Annotated in this window: 12 protein-coding genes; 4 read left to right on the top strand and 8 right to left on the bottom strand. The window is 68.6% G+C overall.

The window, feature by feature from the left end:
• Positions 1-7: 7 nt before the first annotated feature.
• From WME95_RS11390 to WME95_RS11400, 3 genes are all read right to left on the bottom strand, one after another.
• On the bottom strand, positions 8-1,126 hold the full coding sequence (locus WME95_RS11390) for a hypothetical protein (RefSeq protein ID WP_437908410.1): 1,119 nt from the start codon (positions 1,124-1,126) through the stop codon (positions 8-10).
• Between the two features lie 45 nt (positions 1,127-1,171).
• Positions 1,172-2,425, bottom strand: a complete 1,254-nt coding sequence (locus tag WME95_RS11395; protein WP_437908411.1) for a hypothetical protein — start codon at positions 2,423-2,425, stop codon at positions 1,172-1,174.
• A 144-nt stretch (positions 2,426-2,569) separates the two neighbouring features.
• Positions 2,570-3,691 (bottom strand): DUF4419 domain-containing protein, encoded by a 1,122-nt coding sequence (locus WME95_RS11400; RefSeq protein WP_437551773.1) that lies wholly within the window; start codon positions 3,689-3,691, stop codon positions 2,570-2,572.
• 640 nt (positions 3,692-4,331) lie between these two features.
• Here WME95_RS11400 and WME95_RS11405 point away from each other — a divergent pair.
• Positions 4,332-5,078 (top strand): Bax inhibitor-1/YccA family protein, encoded by a 747-nt coding sequence (locus tag WME95_RS11405; protein ID WP_437908412.1) that lies wholly within the window; start codon positions 4,332-4,334, stop codon positions 5,076-5,078.
• Between the two features lie 130 nt (positions 5,079-5,208).
• Positions 5,209-5,604, top strand: coding sequence for a cupredoxin domain-containing protein (locus tag WME95_RS11410; RefSeq protein ID WP_437908413.1), 396 nt, complete (start codon positions 5,209-5,211; stop codon positions 5,602-5,604).
• Positions 5,605-5,641: 37 nt separating this feature from the next.
• Here the strand turns inward: WME95_RS11410 and WME95_RS11415 are convergent, their stop codons facing one another.
• The gene (locus WME95_RS11415; protein WP_437908414.1) at positions 5,642-6,151 is read right to left on the bottom strand and encodes a hypothetical protein; all 510 of its coding nucleotides are present in this window, start codon (positions 6,149-6,151) and stop codon (positions 5,642-5,644) included.
• Positions 6,152-6,488: 337 nt separating this feature from the next.
• On the opposite strand from WME95_RS11415, the gene rplC reads away from it, so the two are divergent.
• A complete protein-coding gene (gene rplC / locus WME95_RS11420; RefSeq protein ID WP_437908415.1) occupies positions 6,489-7,187 on the top strand; it encodes a 50S ribosomal protein L3 in 699 nt (232 codons plus the stop codon).
• A gap of 69 nt (positions 7,188-7,256) precedes the next feature.
• Positions 7,257-7,874, top strand: coding sequence for an SAM-dependent methyltransferase (locus tag WME95_RS11425; protein ID WP_437908416.1), 618 nt, complete (start codon positions 7,257-7,259; stop codon positions 7,872-7,874).
• A 48-nt stretch (positions 7,875-7,922) separates the two neighbouring features.
• Here WME95_RS11425 and WME95_RS11430 read toward each other — a convergent pair whose 3' ends face one another.
• The 4 genes from WME95_RS11430 to WME95_RS11445 form a co-directional block, all read right to left on the bottom strand.
• Positions 7,923-8,855 (bottom strand): type II toxin-antitoxin system HipA family toxin, encoded by a 933-nt coding sequence (locus WME95_RS11430; protein ID WP_437908417.1) that lies wholly within the window; start codon positions 8,853-8,855, stop codon positions 7,923-7,925.
• A 4-nt stretch (positions 8,856-8,859) separates the two neighbouring features.
• The gene (locus tag WME95_RS11435; protein WP_437908418.1) at positions 8,860-13,368 is read right to left on the bottom strand and encodes a HipA N-terminal domain-containing protein; all 4,509 of its coding nucleotides are present in this window, start codon (positions 13,366-13,368) and stop codon (positions 8,860-8,862) included.
• Between the two features lie 132 nt (positions 13,369-13,500).
• Positions 13,501-14,685, bottom strand: coding sequence for an acyl-CoA dehydrogenase family protein (locus WME95_RS11440; protein WP_437908419.1), 1,185 nt, complete (start codon positions 14,683-14,685; stop codon positions 13,501-13,503).
• Between the two features lie 62 nt (positions 14,686-14,747).
• Complete coding sequence (locus WME95_RS11445; RefSeq protein WP_437908420.1) at positions 14,748-16,697, bottom strand: L,D-transpeptidase family protein; 1,950 nt, start codon at positions 16,695-16,697, stop codon at positions 14,748-14,750.
• Positions 16,698-16,866 lie beyond the last annotated feature (169 nt).

Genomic DNA, 16,866 nt, shown 5'->3' on the forward strand with positions numbered 1-16,866 from the left:
TTGCGCGTCACGTCATGAGGTGGACTGCCGCGATGTTCGTGCGGACGGGCACGAACTTGCCCCGGTCCAGGGTGACCTTCACTTTCTCCGGCCCCATCGAGAGCGTGGGCCCGATGCTGGCCTCGAGCGACGCGGCGACGGTGACGGACGCCTCCAGGCCGATCGTGGCGCTCGCCGAGATGCCGCCCGTGAAGCTCACCTCGGCGCCGAGCGTCGCCTCGATCATCCCCCCCAGGACGACCTCGTTGACCATGCCGATGTTGATCGTCGTCTCGATCCCCTCGACGACGGTCTTGCTGTTGCCCTGCGTGTAGGAGTCCGCGTCGCCGTACTTGTCGTCCTCGGTATCGGCGTGGGTCTCGGAGATGATCTTGCTCGCCTTCGTGGTGCTCTTGATGATGTCGGCCTCGGTGTGGTCATCGATGGTCCCGGTGACCGTTGTTGAGGTCGTGATCGACCCTGCCTTCATCGTCGACTTCGACGGTCCGTCGATGGTCGTCTCGTCGGTCATCGACGTGGCGTGGGTCTTCGACACCATCGTATCCGCCCAGGTCTCGTTGGAGATCGAGGGCACCCGCAGCTTCGCCGAGCCGGTATAGGACGAGATGCTCTTGGCCCACGTCCTGTCGACGATCGTGGGGTTCTCCCCGAGGACGCCTGACGACGGGAGCCCCCAGGGGTCCGTGATCTCGTCCAGGTTGCGCGGCGGGCTGTCGTGTCCGGTGACGCTCTCCAGCTTGCTGCCGTAATGGAACTCGAAGGCATCGCCGTGGTAGGTGGTGTGCACCTCGCCTTTCACGGTCTTCTCGCGCAGGCGCTTCTCGCCGCGGGGGCCCTGGATGAAGTCGAACTCGCCCGACCCGTAGAAGGTGATGCTCTTCTCGTTGATCTGCCCGTCCTCCGCCTTCCAGCCGCCCTCGAACTCGCGGCGGCCGAGGACGGTCATCTTGTACGTGCCCCCGATGACCTCGACCTTGTCGCCCCGCGTGGTGATGACCCGGTTGCCGTCGGTGTGATCTCGCCAGGTGTACTCGTCGCCCTCGGCCGCGCCGATGCGCAGGTACGACGACATGCCGTCGCCGAAATCAGGCACATGGAGGATACCGTACTTGCCATCGCCGGCCATGGGAGCTCCGTATCCGGTGGCGCGTGGAGCGTTGTGCCCGCGCCCTCAAACGAAGAGGTTGAACGCCGAGACGATCTTGTTGGCGAGCGCGATCTCCGTCTTGCTCATGTGGAGCTCGACGTCCGCCGGGCTGATCTTGTGCGTGGGGCCGGCGGAGACTTCGATGCTCCCGGTCAAGCTGAAATCCGCCTTGAGCCCGACGGTCACGTCGACGATGCCGCCGGCCGTGAAGGTCACCTCCGCGCCGAGCGTCGCCTCGATCATCCCCCCCAGGACGACCTCGTTGACCATGCCGAGGTTGATCGTCGTCTCGATCCCCTCGACGACGGTCTTGCTGTTGCCCTGCGTGTAGGAGTCCGCGTCGCCGTACATATCGTCCTCGGTGTCGGCGTGGGTCTCGGAGATGATCTTGCTCGCCTTCGTATAACTCTTGATGATGTCGGCCTCGGTGTGGTCATCCATGGTCCCGTCGACCTTGGTGGAGGACGTGATCGACGCGGCCTTCATCGTGGACTTCGACTCCGCCTTGACCGTCGTCTCGTCGGTCATCGAGGTGGCGTTCGTCTTCGTCACCATCACTTCCGCCCAGGTCTCGTCCGAGATCGACGGCACCGGCAGCTTCTCCGAGCCGGTATAGGACGAGATGCTCTTGGCCCACGTCCTGTCGACGATCGTGGGGTTGTCCGTCGGGATCGCCTGGGGCGAGGGCGGGTTCTTGTCATCGATGAAGTCGTCGGTGACATTCAGCGTGGGGAACGTGTCCGTGCCGGTCTGGCTCTCCTTGACCTTCCCGAAGTAATAGTCGTAGACGTCGCCGTGGTAGAGGGTGTGCACCTCGCCCTTGATGGTCGTCTCGACGACCTTCCACGTCCCGCCGTAGTTCTGCACCCACTCGATCGTGGTGCCGCCGCCGAAGGTCTCGCTGACCTCGGTGACGTGCCCTCCCGACACGTCCCAGCCCGCCTGGTGCTCCCCGCGGCCGAGGATGAGCAGGCGGTAGTTCCCCCCGATCACCTCGACCTTGTCGCCCTTGGTGGTCGAGATGCGGTTGCCGTCGGTGTGATCGCGCCAGCCGCCCTTCGTGTGCAGCTTCGCGGTCTCGGCCTTTCGCTCGCCCACAGGCACGAAATTGGGCGAGCCGTCCCGCTTTCGGTCGTCGTCGGTGAACGTCTGAATCCGCTCGGCGAGATCGTCGCCCGCGCTCTCGCCGAGCGGCGCGGCGGCCCCGAGGCGCAGGTAGGACGGTTCCCCACCATTCAGATCCGGTACTTCGAGGAGCGCAAACTTGCCTCCGGACACTGGAGCCTCCGAGCGTGATGGACGACGCAAGGCGTCGCCGTGTCGCGGACCGCACAATCCTATGTCAGCGTGAGCCGCCCGTCCACGCCGAACCGCTCGCCGTGATCGCCGTGATCGAGCGCGCGGCTCACGGGGCCGCGTGGCTCACGAGGCCTCGGCGGGGCGCTGCGCCGCCGACTCGGGGGCTTGGTGCGCGATGGCCCAGACGAACTCCGGCAGCAGCGCGAGGGAGTGCGGATCCTGCGTCACGCCGATGAGACCGCTGATGAACTCCATCGGGTGCTCGCGCCTGCTCCCGTCGATGAAGCGCAGCTGGGCGCTGGTCAGGCCGGGCGGCATCTCGGAGAGCCCTGGTCCCTGCGGGTTGCCGAGGCCCCCGAGCGCGTCGCTCCGGGCCTCCGCCGTCAACCATCGCTCGTGCCAGCTCTCGAGATAGGGATTCGGGGCGAAGTAGTCGTTGGGCCACGCGCGCAGGTAGGGAAACAGCACGTGGATCCACCCGGTCAGCTCGTCGGCCGAGCTCTCGTACCTGAAGAACGCGCGCCAGAACATCGTGTCGGCGCGCCCCTCCGCCGAGGCGGCGATCTGGTCGAGCACGGGCAGGAGCGCGCGGGTCCACCGATCTTGCCCGACGGAGCCGAGCATCGCCACGCGCTGGCGCACCCAGCGCCAGTCGTCGGACGTGCCGAGCAGGTACACGCGCGGGATCCCGCGCTGCGGGAACACCATGTCGCCCGGGAACGGCGGCTCCCACGCGTAGTGCGGCGCGAGCGGGGTCGCGACCGTGAGCTCCGACGACACCCGCTCGACAGGCCCCGTTGTGGAGAAATTGGAGGTCACGAGGTCCCGCAGCGAGCCGACCCGCGCCGAAACCTGCCTGGAAAAGTCCGGAAACAAAGCTGGCCACGGGTTCACCTCGCCGAGGGTGAAGTCCGGGCGATCGACGACGAGCGAGAACTCGTGATCGTCGGGGAGGAAGCGGCGTCGATGCTCGTCGTTCGCGGCGAGGTGGAACGTGAAGCCGCGCGCCAGGCAGAGCCAGACCACGTCGGGCGAGAGCACGAGGGGATAGCGCTGGGTGAAGGCGGTATAGGCGGCCTGGACGAGCGGGTGGAGGTCCGTGCGTCCCACGAGGGGCAGGCGGTGGCGGTAGGAGGCCTCGATCTTCGAGACGAGCAGGCTCTGCACCGCAGCTTCGCTATCGAACCCCGGCAACGGCGCCGTTGCGGGCTCGACGTCGGCAACGGCGATCGTCGTGACGTTCATGAAACCTCGTCCTCCCCAAGGCTGCGCGGCGAGCTCGTGATCCTTCGCTGTCCTTCGTACACGAGCGTGCGGCGCGCGACAACGGGCCGCGCGCAGGCGCCCACCGCGGCGTCGTCGCATGGGGCGGAGCGCGCCCGGGCGCGGCCCATTTCTGCTGTCCGGCGTGAGCGCTGGGGCCCGGCAAGGTGCTTGTTCCGAGGCATCGATTGGTGATGGGTCGTGATCGGTCGTGCTCCGGGTCCGCTGGGAGGCGTGCGCGGCCGTTCTTCCGGACCTCGGAAGACAGGAGTTCGTTCTCCTCCTTCCCACGGCGCGCGCAGCCAGGTCGACGGCGCTGTCGCTCGGCGCCGGCGTTGCCGCCGAGCGGAGAGCCGAGCGGAGAGCCGAGCGGATTGTCGTCGGAGCCGAGCATTTTTCTCTGGATCCGGGCTGCTCTTCGCCGGATGCTGCGCGATGTCGGCGCGCCGTTCACGCCGCGCCGGTTCCTCCGCGCGCGCACGATGCCGCTGGAGCGTGATTTTTTTGTGGACAGCGGATGCCCGAGGGCTTCGCCTGGCGGTGTTGCATGTCCGTGGTGAATGGTGCACGACTAGGCGCTCGTGCAGCCGCGGCGAATCGCCCTGAAGGAGGAGCGCAGCAGATGAACTCACGCCAGGCGAGTCCCCTCGGGGCGAGCGTATCGGCCAGCCCGAAGCTGGCGCTGCGGATCGACTTTCTCAAGAAGGTGTACGGGCTCTTCACGGCGAGCCTGGTGGTCTCCTCCCTGGGCGCCATGTGCGCGCTGTACATCGGGGCGCCGGACGTGGAGGAGGGGACGCTGGGGCGCGAGATGCCGCCGCTGGTCGAGCTCTTCGCGCAGCACCCGATCCTCTCGATCGGCGTCGTGTTCGGCGTGATGTTCGGCGCGCGGGCGGTGCGCAAGATCCCCGGGGTCAACGTCCTCGCGCTCTTCGGGATGGCGGCCATCCTGGGCGTCACCGCGGCGCCTGCGCTCTACATGGCCCAGGCGGCGGCGGGCCTCGGCGGCACCCTGTCGTCGGCCCCGGTGCGGGACACCTTCATCCTGACCGTCCTCACGTTCGGGAGCCTCACGCTGGGGGTCTTCCTCTCGCGGGAGGACCTGTCGTTCATGGCCAGCGGGCTGGTGATGGGCGCCATGGTCGTCCTCGGCGCGATGCTGCTGAACATCCTGCTCGGGAGCACGCTCCTCGGCCTCGCGATCGCCAGCGTGTCCGTCCTCGTGTTCGGGGGATACGTCCTCTACAACACGTCGCGCCTGCTCCACTCGAACGAAGAGGACCCGGTCGGCGGCGCGCTCGACCTCTACCTCAACTTCATCAACCTCTTCTCGGCGATTCTGCAGATCCTCTCGGGCCGCCACGTTTGAGCCGGCCGCGCTGCGTTCACGTCGCGGCGCGCGCCCGTCTGCGCCCGACCGTCCCGCGGTCTCTCGCCCGGGGCGGACGGCTGGAGGGCGGCTTGACGCGCGATTTGCGCCGGGTAAGAACGCGGTGACCATGAGCCTGCAGCTCCTCGTCACCGCGCTTGCCCTCTCCCTCTCATCGCTCTCATCGCTCGCTTGTAACAAGCCCGCCGAGGAGGCGCCGGTGGTGGCGGCCGCCGAGCTCGCCGCGCCGGCGAACGTCAAGCGCATCGACATCGCGGTGAACGACAGCGGCTTCTCCCCGTCGACGATCGAGCTGAAGAAGGGAGAGCCCGTGGTGCTGCGCTTCACGCGGACGACGAAGAGCGAGTGTCTGAAGGCGATCGCGATTCCCGATCTGAAGATCGAGAAGGACCTGCCGCTGAACACGCAGGTCGAGGTGGCCGTCACCCCGCAGAAGGAGGGGAAGATGGTGCTTCAGTGCTGGATGGCGATGGTCAAGGCGACCATCAACGTGGTCGGCTCGTGACGCGGCCGCGCCCGTCGCGAGAAGCGCGCGCGCGCCGTCAGAGCATGAGCCAGAGCTCGGCGTTGTAGCGCTTCGCGCCGCCGCCCGCGTCCTGCGCCGCGCGGCGCCTCCCGGAGGCGGGCTCCCCCGCGCTGTCCGGCGCGTCGTCCCGGCGCGCCCCGTCGCCTCGAACGCGCGCGCCGGCGTGGGCCAGGTCGATGCCGGAGGCGGCGCAGCGGGCGACGGCGAAGCCGAGCATCTCCTGCACGTCGCCCGAGCGGAGCATGCCGCGCGTCCGGTGGCGCGCGATCGCGGCCGCGCGCTCGACGCACTCGGCGCAGGGGGCCACCTCCGATCGGAACCTGAAGAGCAGCGTGCCCTCGGGCCACCCGAGCGCCGACGCCTCGATGCTCACCACGACGTACTCGCCGTCGCGGACCACCCGGGTCCGGGCCGCGCTCGCGCTGTCCTCGCCGGCGCCGTGCGCCTCGCCTCTCAACAGGAACCAGTAACGATCCATGAGGCGCTCGACGTCGCGCGGCTCACCGTGAGCGATGATGTCTGTCATCCCTGACCTCCGACGACCCAATGTGAGGCCCGCTCCTCCGAACTTCGATGCCAGGGAGAGACAGGAAATGTCCGCGCAGAAGGACAATGTCCGAGCGGTCGCGACGCGGCGCGTCTCAGTTTGGTGTGGTCTGTATTACCTTTGTGGTGGTGGTTTTCGCTTCCCTTTGGGGGCCCCGTGAGTAAGCTCTGCGCCCCCCAACGTGCCCGGCGGGAAGCCGCCCCGGTTCTTCGCTCCGAACCGGCTCGTGACGAGGCGCGCCGAGGGGATCGCTCTCGCGGTGCGCCGCGCGGAGCCAGTTTCAGCCACCCCAGACGGAGCGAAAGGCAATCCCATCATGAATCAGCATCCCGGCATCATCGGCAAGAAGATCGGCATGACGCAGATCTTCAACGAGACGGGCGAGGTCCTGCGCTGCACGGTCGTGCAGGCGGGCTGCGTCGTCATCGGCAAGCGCACGCTCGAGAAGGACGGCTACAGCGCCCTCATCCTCGGCCTCGGCGAGCGGGCGGAGAAGCACACGACGAAGCCGGTCGCCGGCGCGTACAAGAAGTCGGGGCAGACGCCGAAGCGGATCGTGCGCGAGCTGCGCTGCAGCCCCGAGCACGCGGCGAAGTACGAGATCGGGAGCACGCTCAAGGTCGACGAGATCTTCGAGGTGGGCCAGCGGGTGGACGCGCAGGGCCGCTCGCGCGGCCGCGGCTTCAGCGGCGTCATCCGCCGGTGGAGCTTCGCCGGCGCGGTCAGCTCGCACGGTACGCACGAGTACTTCCGCCACGGCGGCTCGATCGGTACGAACATGACCCCCGGCCGCACGCTGCCCGGCCTGAAGATGCCCGGCCACTACGGCGACGAGACGGTGAGCGCGCTCAACCTCAAGATCGTGAAGCTCCTCCCCGAGGACAACCTGATCCTCATCGAGGGCCCGGTCCCTGGCCCGAAGAACCAGCTGGTGACGATCCGCGGCGCCGTGAAGAAGCGCGGCGGCAAGGGGATCGTGCCGGTGCAGCAGCCGACCAAGAAGAAGGGCGGCTGATCCCGGCCGCCGGCGGGGCAGCTCCCATGAGCGAGCGCCCCGCCGGTCGTGCCCGCCGAGCGTCCCTCCGTGTCGCAGAAGCCGAAGAACCCGTACAAGCGCCCTGACGCCTTCACGAAGGCGGCGAAGGCGCAGGGCTATCCTGCGCGCAGCGTCTTCAAGCTCGAGGAGATCGATCGTCGGGTGCGGCTGCTCCGCCCCGGCCAGCGGGTGCTCGACCTGGGCGCCGCGCCGGGGTCGTGGTCGATGTATGCGGCGCAGCGGATCGGCGCGGGGGGCAAGCTGCTCGCGGTGGATCTGTCGCCGATCACGGCGGCGTTCGGGCCGCAGGCGACGGTGGTGCAGGGGGACGCGCTGTCGCTGACGAACGAGGCGCTCGCGCAGTTCGCGCCGTACGACGTGGTGCTGTCGGACATGGCGCCCGCGACGAGCGGCAGCAAGATCGCCGACCAGGCGCGGAGCTACGAGCTGTTCATGCGCGCCGTGGCCGTGGCCGAGGCGCTGCTCGCGCCGGGCGGGGCGTTCGTCGGCAAGATCTTCATGAGCGAGGACTTCGTGAAGGCCCGGGACGCGCTGAGGAACCTCTGCGAGGAGGTCCGGAGCGTCCGGCCCGAGGGGACTCGGGCGAGCAGCGTGGAGATCTTCCTGGTGGGGCTGAAGCGGAAGGCGGCGGGGAAGACGGGGTAGGGGCGGGGCGAGTTGGCCGCAGGGCTGCTCGGAACGGAGACGGTGGCGTCACTCGAGCGCGCGGCCCCGCTTCTTGAGCAGGCGCGCGTAGCTCTTCCGCAGCTCTTCCGGTATCGGCGAGCGCTTCAGCAGGGTCAGCGCTTCGCTGGTGCAGCCGAGCATGGCGTCGAGGATCGCCGCGGCTTCGGCGCGTGGAAGACGCGCGTGCTGCTCGGCGAAATCGAGCCAGTGATGACGGCGCAGATCTCGGTTGCGGATGCCGAGGGGCAGGGCGAGCGTCTTGTCGCCGTAGACCCAGGTGCAGATCAGGTCATAGGCCGGCGCCAGGCGGTAGACGCCGTCCTCGCCGCGCAGGAGCGATAGGTTCTTCAGATGCAGGTCGCCGTTGCCGATCCAGTAGGTGACGAGCAGGTGCTGATAGAGCCGGCGTAGCTCGACGTCGGGCTCGCCGCAGTACCGCGCAACGAGCGCTGCGCACTCCGCTGCGGTTCCCTGGCCGCGCTCGTGAGCCGGCCGGCCGGCGAGCTGGCAGAAGTCCTCCTGGTGCAGCTTCGATCGCTTCTTGTGGTGGGTGCGATCGTAGCGCTGGATGACGTAGGCGAGGCTCCCGTCCGCCAAGTGAAAGAGGCCGAGGTGCGGCACCTGCATGCCAGTGAGGGCGGCGATGCGCATGCTGGCGTGCTCGTTCTCGGGTACATGCGAGTACGTCTCGAGCTGCGGCTTGAGGATGTAACGGCTGTTCGCGTCGGCGACCTGCAGGCAGCTCCTGTCTCTCGACAGCCGCATCAGCGCTTTCCGCTGCATCCCGGAGATCGACATCTTGCCGATCTCGGGCTCGATCCGGGCTGGGAGGTGGAGCAGGTCCAGGTCGATCCGCGGAGCCTCCTCGACGCCGAAGAGCTGGCGCAGGCACGCGCGGTGATAGCGGCCTCCGGAGTCGTCGGGAGGGCTCTCGCCCAGGCAGATCAGGCAGGCGCCCATGCGGCTACGCGGCCACCGAGAGCTTCTCCGGCACGATCTCCACGGCGCCGGCACAGTCGGCGCACGTGGCGAGCATCAGGCCGAAAGCGTCGGTGCGGTCGAGGCCGAGCTTGCGGCAGGTCTGGTCGAGGAGCCAGCCCTCGGGGAGGAGGTTCTCGAAGAAGGGGTGAAGGCCGCGGCTCTCGTAGGGCTCGGGGCGGAGAGGGAGGGTCGGGGAGAGGGGGACGGCGTCGGGACGGGCGAGGTAGGCGCGGTCGTAGATGAAGCGGGAGCCACCGGGGATCTCCTCGATGACGCCGGCGCGTGTTCCGTCGATGGAGACGATGCCGCGGCGGGGGCGACCGACCTCGAGGAGGGCGCGGTAGATGCGTAGCTGCTCGAGGGCGGCGGTGGCGTTCTGGCGAACCTTGGCGCTCCTGGAGCGTGCGGCGAGGCGGGCGATGCGCGCCTCGTCGCGGAACGCTTTCGCGGCGAGGAGACGGGTAGAGCTGCGCTTGGCGTGCCGGGCGAGACGAACGAGGGCGGGGCGCCATTCTGGATCGGGAAGGCCTGTGTCACGGAGATACGCGGCGGCGTGAACGCGGACGGCCTCATCGTCCGAAGTTGCAGCGAGTTGGCGAATATGACGGAGGGCTTCGGTTGTATATTCGCTGTCGAGAGAGGGCAGCGTTCGACACGCCGTCAGCCGGAGATTGTCATGGAACTCGCCCTCGATGAGACGCCAAAGCCCAGCGCGTGCCTCCGGCATACTGTGCGCGCGCTGGAGCAGATGATAGAATGCAAAATCTGCTTCGAGTCCTGTTCCCTCGTGGATGAGTAGAATGAGTGCGTCCACGCCGAGTCGGCGTCCTGAATGGATATCGAGCAGGGCTTCCGCTGCCGACCGGCGGAGCTGGACGAGTAACGAGTCAGAGAACGCCATCTCGCGCAATACTTCTATGCCACGAGGGTCATTCCGCGTGCCCATCCACTGCGCGATGACTATCCTCGCATAAAGCCTCTTAACCTTGGTGAGGTCCTCTAGCGCGCGCGACAGGGCTTGCTGTGCCCTAGTGTGCTCGCGAGTCAGTCTTTCTAGTGTGGCGATGTCAACGCCTCTGAATAACGATTCGTCTCCTTCGCTGAAGAGTGCTTCCATCCAGATCGAGAGGGCTTCCTCGTCGTGCCAATGCAAAGCGATCTCTCGGGCGACCCGCTCCCTCACGTGATCGCTATCGACGTGGAGTAAAGAACGCACTCGCTCGCGAAGGGGCGGCTCCTCCGCAGCCTCCAGCAAAAGTTCGAGATTCTCGCTCGATACTTGGTTGTTCCCGGAGCGGAGCACATCTACCACGGTACTCACCGCTTCGCTTCGCCACTCGGGGATACGTAGCAGCGCGAGCGCCGCAGAGTAGCGCAAGCGCGGATCATCGTGGCCACGCATAGCCGCGGCGACGAGTCTCGCTGCCCAGGTCATGCCACTGTTGAGGAACGCGATCCACGCCCTGGTCTTTGCCGGTTCCTTGAGCTTCTCTATGGCGTCGTGCAGCAATAATGTCTCGTCTGATGTCCATTCTCCCAAGCGCCCTGCTTCCGTGATTCCATTGCTGAGATGAGAATCATTTGTCTGGTTGAATGTGATTTCCGTTAATCGTGTGACACGTTCTTGTTTTGTGGTAACCGCAAATGCGCATTGGTTCAGTATGAAGAAAGTGTTCTGGTCGTTGTGGCGTGGGTTTGCTTCGATAGCGGCGGCGACGATGCGTGCGGTGTCGGGCCATTCCGGTCCGCGCAGTCGGAGCGCCGAAGGGAGATCGTTCGTGGGAAACCAGGGGGTAAAGCGATATCCGAGGATGCAATCGGTGAGCTTGCGCGCGAAAGAGCGAATGGGCTCTTGATCAAGCAGGCGGATCTCGGACATGCATCGGATTGCGAACGATACGAAGTGGAATACTCTATATTCGTTGAAGGGGTCCACGTCCTCTAGCACAGACTGCAGCAGCTCGATCACCTGCTGCGGACGCTCCTCCTCGATCATCCCGCAGATCAGGGTCAGCGTTTCCGCCCACGCCTGGTCTTGCCAGTTCGTCCTGAAGACCGCCTTGATCTCGTCGAGCCCCCATTCATGGGTCCGGAACCGAGCATGGATCTCCTCCGCGGCGAGGTATTCCAGGAAGGTCTTGTGCACGAACCCGAAGGTCTGCCCGCCGATCAAGGCGAGGATGTAGTTCCTCTCCCGCAGGTGCTGAATGAGCTGCTCTGCCCTCGCCTGCGCCTCCTCGGCCATGATGCCGTATGCCTCGGCGCAGAAGGACGCGGCGAAGGCGCTCAGGTCCCGCTGCCGGACGGCGTTGCCGCTGCCGCCCGCGAGCTCCGTCATCATCAGGAAGGCGAGCTTCCGCAAGAATCGCTTCTTGCTGGCCAGATCGAACTGGACCGCGCCGGCTGCGGCCAGGAGCTTGTTCGCTTCCCACTGCTCGGCCATGAGGTCCACGGCGCGCTCGTAGAGCCGGTGCCGCTGCCGGGGCAGCTCCGCGCCGCGGTTGAGCAGCGCGATGAGCGTGAGCAGCAGAGGGTTGCTGCACAGCTCGCGCACGGGCCTGCTCTCCTTGAGCGTCTGGCGAAGGCGCTCCAGCCTCCGCGCCGCGGCCTCGGGCGCTCCGGGGAAGGCGAGGCTATGCCAGCGCTCCAGGAAGGCATCGATCTGCTGCTCATCGAATTCCTGCAGTGTGTAGGCCACGAATCCGGCTTGCTGGAAGAGCGGCTGTGCCGGGCGAGCGCCGACGATCCGGCTCGTCACGACGCCCCGCCCCGTGTAGCGGTCACGCAAACCCACGATCATGGCAGCGTAGTCCCGCCGGGCGTGCGGGGCAGCCACCTCGTCGAGCCCATCGAAGAGCCACAGGAGGCGCCCTGCATCTGCGAGCCGACGCAACGGCTCTCCGCGGAGCGAGAGGTTGCGCTCCCGATGGACCACGTCGAGGTAATCGAAGAAGTCGCACGAGCGGCCCGCCTGTCGGCACGAACGGTAATGAAGATCAAACCGGCGGAGCTCAATGCGCACGGGTACGAGATCGGCGGGCAGGTCGCCGAGCGACTCGCCTGGAGCAGACAGCCTGAGGACGAGCCAGCGCGTGAGCGCGCTCTTGCCCGCCCCTGGCGCGCCCAAGAGCAGGACCCAGGGCTCTCCCGGCGAGGTCACGACCTGATCGATCGGCCGTGGTGGACCGGTGAGGGCGATGCGAGCCATCGCATCCTCTGAGCGATCCCGTCGCGGGATGCCGACGAAGCTCTCTTCCTCGACCAAGTCGCCGCCTAGATCGCGCGGCAGATCCAGCTGCGGCGGCTCGCGCCGCGCGGTCTGCGGGAGAAAGACGTGCAGCAGGTCGAGTCCCGCCGGGATGTCCGCGTCCTCGCCCATCGTCGCCAGGTCGAACAGCGCCTCGCGCCGGTACGCGTTTGCCCAGTGGCGGCGGTACGCATCGACCATCTGGGCGAGATCGGCGAGCGGGGATGCAACTGCTTCAGCGCTGCCGGAGAAAGTGCCCTCGACCCGCTCGAACCCCACCCTCTTTTCAATGCGCCACGCGCGCCCCTCCGGGTCGGATCGCAGGCACCCAATCCACCGCTTCTGGTCCGGGACATAGGCCCGCGTGCCATACGCCAGCCGGTCCGGGAAGACCTGCACGATCTGGTACTGATTCGGCACCTCCGGCGGCCGCTCCGGCACCTTCACGCCCGCGCTGCCGATCCCGAGGACCGGCACGTCGTTGTCGAGCCACCCGAGCTGTTCCTCGTGGAGGTGTCCGTGCATCACGAGGTTCAGGTAGGGCCGGAGCATCCCCTTCAGGTCCTTCGCGTCCTGCTTCGCCGCGTCGCTCTCGCCCGGGTGAAGCGGATCGTGATGGACCGCCGCGATCCTGAGAAACCGCTGCTCCTTGTAAGGCCGCAGCTTGCCCGCGAAGAACCGGAGCTGCTGCTCGCCGATGAAGCCGTAGTGGTCCTCGGGCCGATGGCTCTCGGCGATTGCCGAGTTCACGCCGGCGACCACCACCCGGAGGTCGGGGTACTCGAACAGGCTCCAGGGCTCCTCCTCGGTGAACTGAATCCCGGGCTGCCCCTCGTAGAAGCGGGCGAAGAACTCCGCGTAGGGCCGCAGCTTCGGCCAGTACGGCAGCGACGGCCGCTCCTCGTTGCCCTCGCGCTCCGCGAAGTACGCCTGGCAGAGCTTCCAGTTGACGTCGTGGTTTCCGGGCACGACGACCACCCGGCGCGGCGCGAGCTCCGTGACCTCGGTGAGCCCGTGGGCGAACGAGAGGAGCTGATCGAACTGCGACTTCATGCCGTACTCGGTGAGGTCGCCGGTGAGGAGAACGAGGTCCGGACGCGTTCCTTCCTCCTCGCGCAGCCGATCGAGGTCGTCGCGGAGGCGCTGGAGAAGACTGCCGGGCGAGCTCGGTCCTTCGAAGCGATGGTGCGGGCCGAACTGCAGATCGGACAGGTGCAGCAGGGTGACAGGCTTCCGATGGACCACGCTCCGCTAGCCTCCAGGCCGCGAGCGTACCACGACTCCTCTCGCTCGCCTGGCCGGCAGGCGAGCCCTACCTCGGTGCGCGGCGGGTCGCGCGCAGCAGCCCACCAGCGCGGGCCACCCGCCGGCATCCCCTCAGAACGCGCTGTGTCCCGTGATCGCGTTGCCGAGGATCAGGCAATGCACCTCGTCGGTGCCCTCGTACGTGTACACGCTCTCCAGGTTGAGCATGTGCCGGATGACGGGGTAATCGAGCAGGATGCCGTTCGCGCCGAGCACGCCCCGCGCGGTCCGCGCGATCTTGAGCGCCCAGCCCACGTTGTTCCGCTTGCACAGCGAGACCTGCACCGGGCTGATGCCGGTCGTGTCCTTCAGCCGCCCGAAGTGCAGCGCCATGAGCTGCCCCTTCGCGATCTCCATCGCCATCTCGACGAGCTCCGACTGGATGAGCTGCCGCGACGCGATCGGCTGGCCGAACTGGATGCGCTCGCGCGCGTAGGAGACCGCCGTCTCGTAGCAGGCGCGCGCGGCGCCCAGCGCGCCCCACGCGATGCCGAAGCGCGCCTGGGTCAGGCAGCCGAGCGGGCCCTTCAGGCCGACCACGCCGGGGAGCACGTTCTCCTCCGGCACGCGCACCTCGTTGAGCACGATCTCCCCGGTCGGGCTGGCGCGCAGGCTCATCTTGCCGTGGATGAGCGGGGTCTCCAGCCCCTTCATCCCGCGCTCCACCACGAAGCCGCGGATGGACTCGGCCCCTCCGTCATCGACCTTGGCCCACACAACGCAGAGGTCCGCGATGGGCGCGCTCGTGATCCACATCTTCGTGCCCGTCAGCACGTACGCGCCCCCGTCCTTCCGGGCGCGGGTCTTCATCGAGCTCGGATCCGACCCGCTGTCGGGCTCCGTCAGGCCGAAACACCCGATCAGCTCGGCGGCGGCCATCTTCGGCAGCCAGCGCTGCTTCTGCGCCTCGGAGCCGTACTTCCAGATCGGATACATCGCCAGCGAGCCCTGGACGCTCACGAAGCTGCGCAGGCCGCTGTCGCCATACTCGAGCTCCTGCAGCGCGAGGCCGTAAGCGACCGAGTTCATGCCGGCGCAGCCGTAGCCGGTCAGCGAGCCGCCGAGCAGGCCGAGCGCGGCGATCTCGGGGATCAGGTCGGTCGCGAACTCCTCGCGCGCGAACAGGTCCGCGGCGCGCGGCAGGTACCGCTCGCGCACGAAGCGACGGACGGCATCGCGGATCATGCGCTCTTCCTCGGAGAGCAGCGGATCGATCGCCATGAGCTGATCGAGCGAGAGGGGCTCCTGGATGGCCATGGAGCGAGCGTGTAGCGTGCCTGCGCGCGGCGCGGAAGGGGCAGCGCCGGCGGGCCGCCGGCTCAGGGGCGGATGGAGACGAGCGTGCCCTTCCGTAGCGAGAGCGCGCCGTGCCACTCGGCCGGGACCTCGGGGGTCGTCCACTCGAACAGCCAGGCGGCGTCGAGCGGAGAGAGGTTCACACAGCCGTGGCTGCGCGGGGTGCCGAAATCGTCGTGCCAGTAGGCCGCGTGGAACGCGAAGCCCTCCGTGAAGTACTGGACGAAAGGCACGTCGCGGAAGTCGAACGGATCCTCGTCCTCCTCGTCGCCGTCCATCGTGACCGTGACGTGCTTCGTGTGGATGCGGAACAGCCCCTGGATGGTGGAGCGCGTCGTCTTGGGATCGCCGAGGCCATCCGCCCCCGTCGAGACGAGCGTCACGTAGACCGGCCGGGTGCCCTCGTAAGCGACGAGGCTCTGCTTGTCGATCGAGACGTCGATCCACTTCCGCCCGCGCACCGCCCACGCGGGCGTCCTGGGGAGCGGGTCGACGCGCACGACCTCGTCCGAGCGGACGAGCGAGCCGTCCCGCGCCTCGAGGTAGTCGATGCCGCCGAGGCGCCGCGAGGCGCCGGACAGCGGGATCGCCTCGCGGAAGCGGAGCGGAGCGCGGGTGGCGCCGCCGCGCTCGCCCGGGACGAGGCGCGCGGCGTGGCGGCGCCTGGCGAAGGCCACGGGCAACGTGACGCCCTCAGGGAGCGCCAGCCCGGCGAAGGCGCTCGGCCGGATGACGCGGGTCCGGTCGAGCGGCAGGACGGCGAGGTCGGTCGTCAGGCCGAAGCGGCGCCCGTCATGATCGAACGTCGAGAGCAGGGCGAAGCCGGAGCGCGTCCGGGCGCGGCCCAGGACGAGCGCGTCCGGCGAGCGGCGATCGCCGGCGAGCCCGGGCGCCGGCCGCCCGTAGAGCAGGACCGAGGGGGTCGCGTCCGGAGGCGGCGGCGCGACGAAGTCGGGCGCGCGCGCGGCGGCCGCGGCGCGGAGCAGGTGCCCGGTGAGGTCGGGCTCGGCGCCGCGCTGCTCGTCCCCGTCCGGAAGGCGCGCATAGAGCGGCGGGGTGGGGGAGCGAGACATCACGTACGTGTAGGGCAGGCCGCCGAGCAGGGCTGTCGCGTCGCCTGCCTGCGTCGCGGCAAGTGCGTTTGCGCCGGGCTGCGTTGCGGCAAGTGCGTTTGCACCCGGCTGCGTCGCGGCAAGTGCGTTTGCGCCCGGCTGCGTCGCGGCAAGTGCGGTCTCGCCTGGCTGCGTTGCAGCAAGTGTGGCCTCGCCCGCCTGCGCCGCGGCAAGTGTGGCCTCGCCGGCCTGTGTCGTGGCAGGCGCGGCCTCGCCACGAGCGACCGGCAAGGTGGGCGAAGCGAACCGGCGGACAGGGCGGCGCGACGATGCCTCGACCGCGAGGTCGTGAATGTTGAGCGTCGCGCTGGCGCCGATGCAGACGTAGCCGTTCGGCTCGATGTGGTACCAGCCGTCGGCGCACGACGTCCTGCCGGACGGCTCCGGCCTGCGCGCGACCACGGCGCCGGCGCGCAGGTACCCGATGCGCCGGCTGGTCCAGCGCGGTTCGGCGAAAACCCACGTCTCCCTGGCGATGCTCGCGAGCTCGTGGACCTCCTCCTCGGCCGCCGTCGGCGAGGTGGCCGGGGGAGGATCGATCTCGGGCAGCTTGTCGGACCCGTCATCGACGAGCTCCGGCGGCAGCGCCGGCAACGCGAGCGGGTCGCCCCCCGGCGCCGCGGCGAGCGCGCCCGGCGCCGCCGCGGCCTCCTCGCCGGGCGGCGCGGCGTCCTCCGCGCGGGCGGCGGAGGGCGCCGGGGCAGCGACGGCCGGCGCGGCTGCGGCGAGCGGCGCGGTGACGGCGGAGGCGGGCGCAGGGGCCGGGGACGTCGCGGAGGGCTCGGAGGCAGGGCGCGGGCAGCTCACGCTCAGCGTCGCGAGCGCCATCGCCGGCAGGAGGAAAGTGCCTCTCACGCGCATGGAGCGCGCGTATCAGGGGGCGCCCGCGAGGGCCAAGTTCAAGGGGGGCACCCAGGAGAGCGGGAAGGCAGGGAGCGAGCGGCTCGCCGGCAGGAGGCGCGGGAGGCCCGGCGGGGCCGGCGGGCGCCTTGGCACGAGGTGCGCGGCGGACCCGCGCCCGCCGGCTTCA

It is taken from the genome of Sorangium sp. So ce327, assembly GCF_051530205.1.
Lineage (GTDB): Bacteria > Myxococcota_A > Polyangia > Polyangiales > Polyangiaceae > Sorangium > Sorangium cellulosum_B.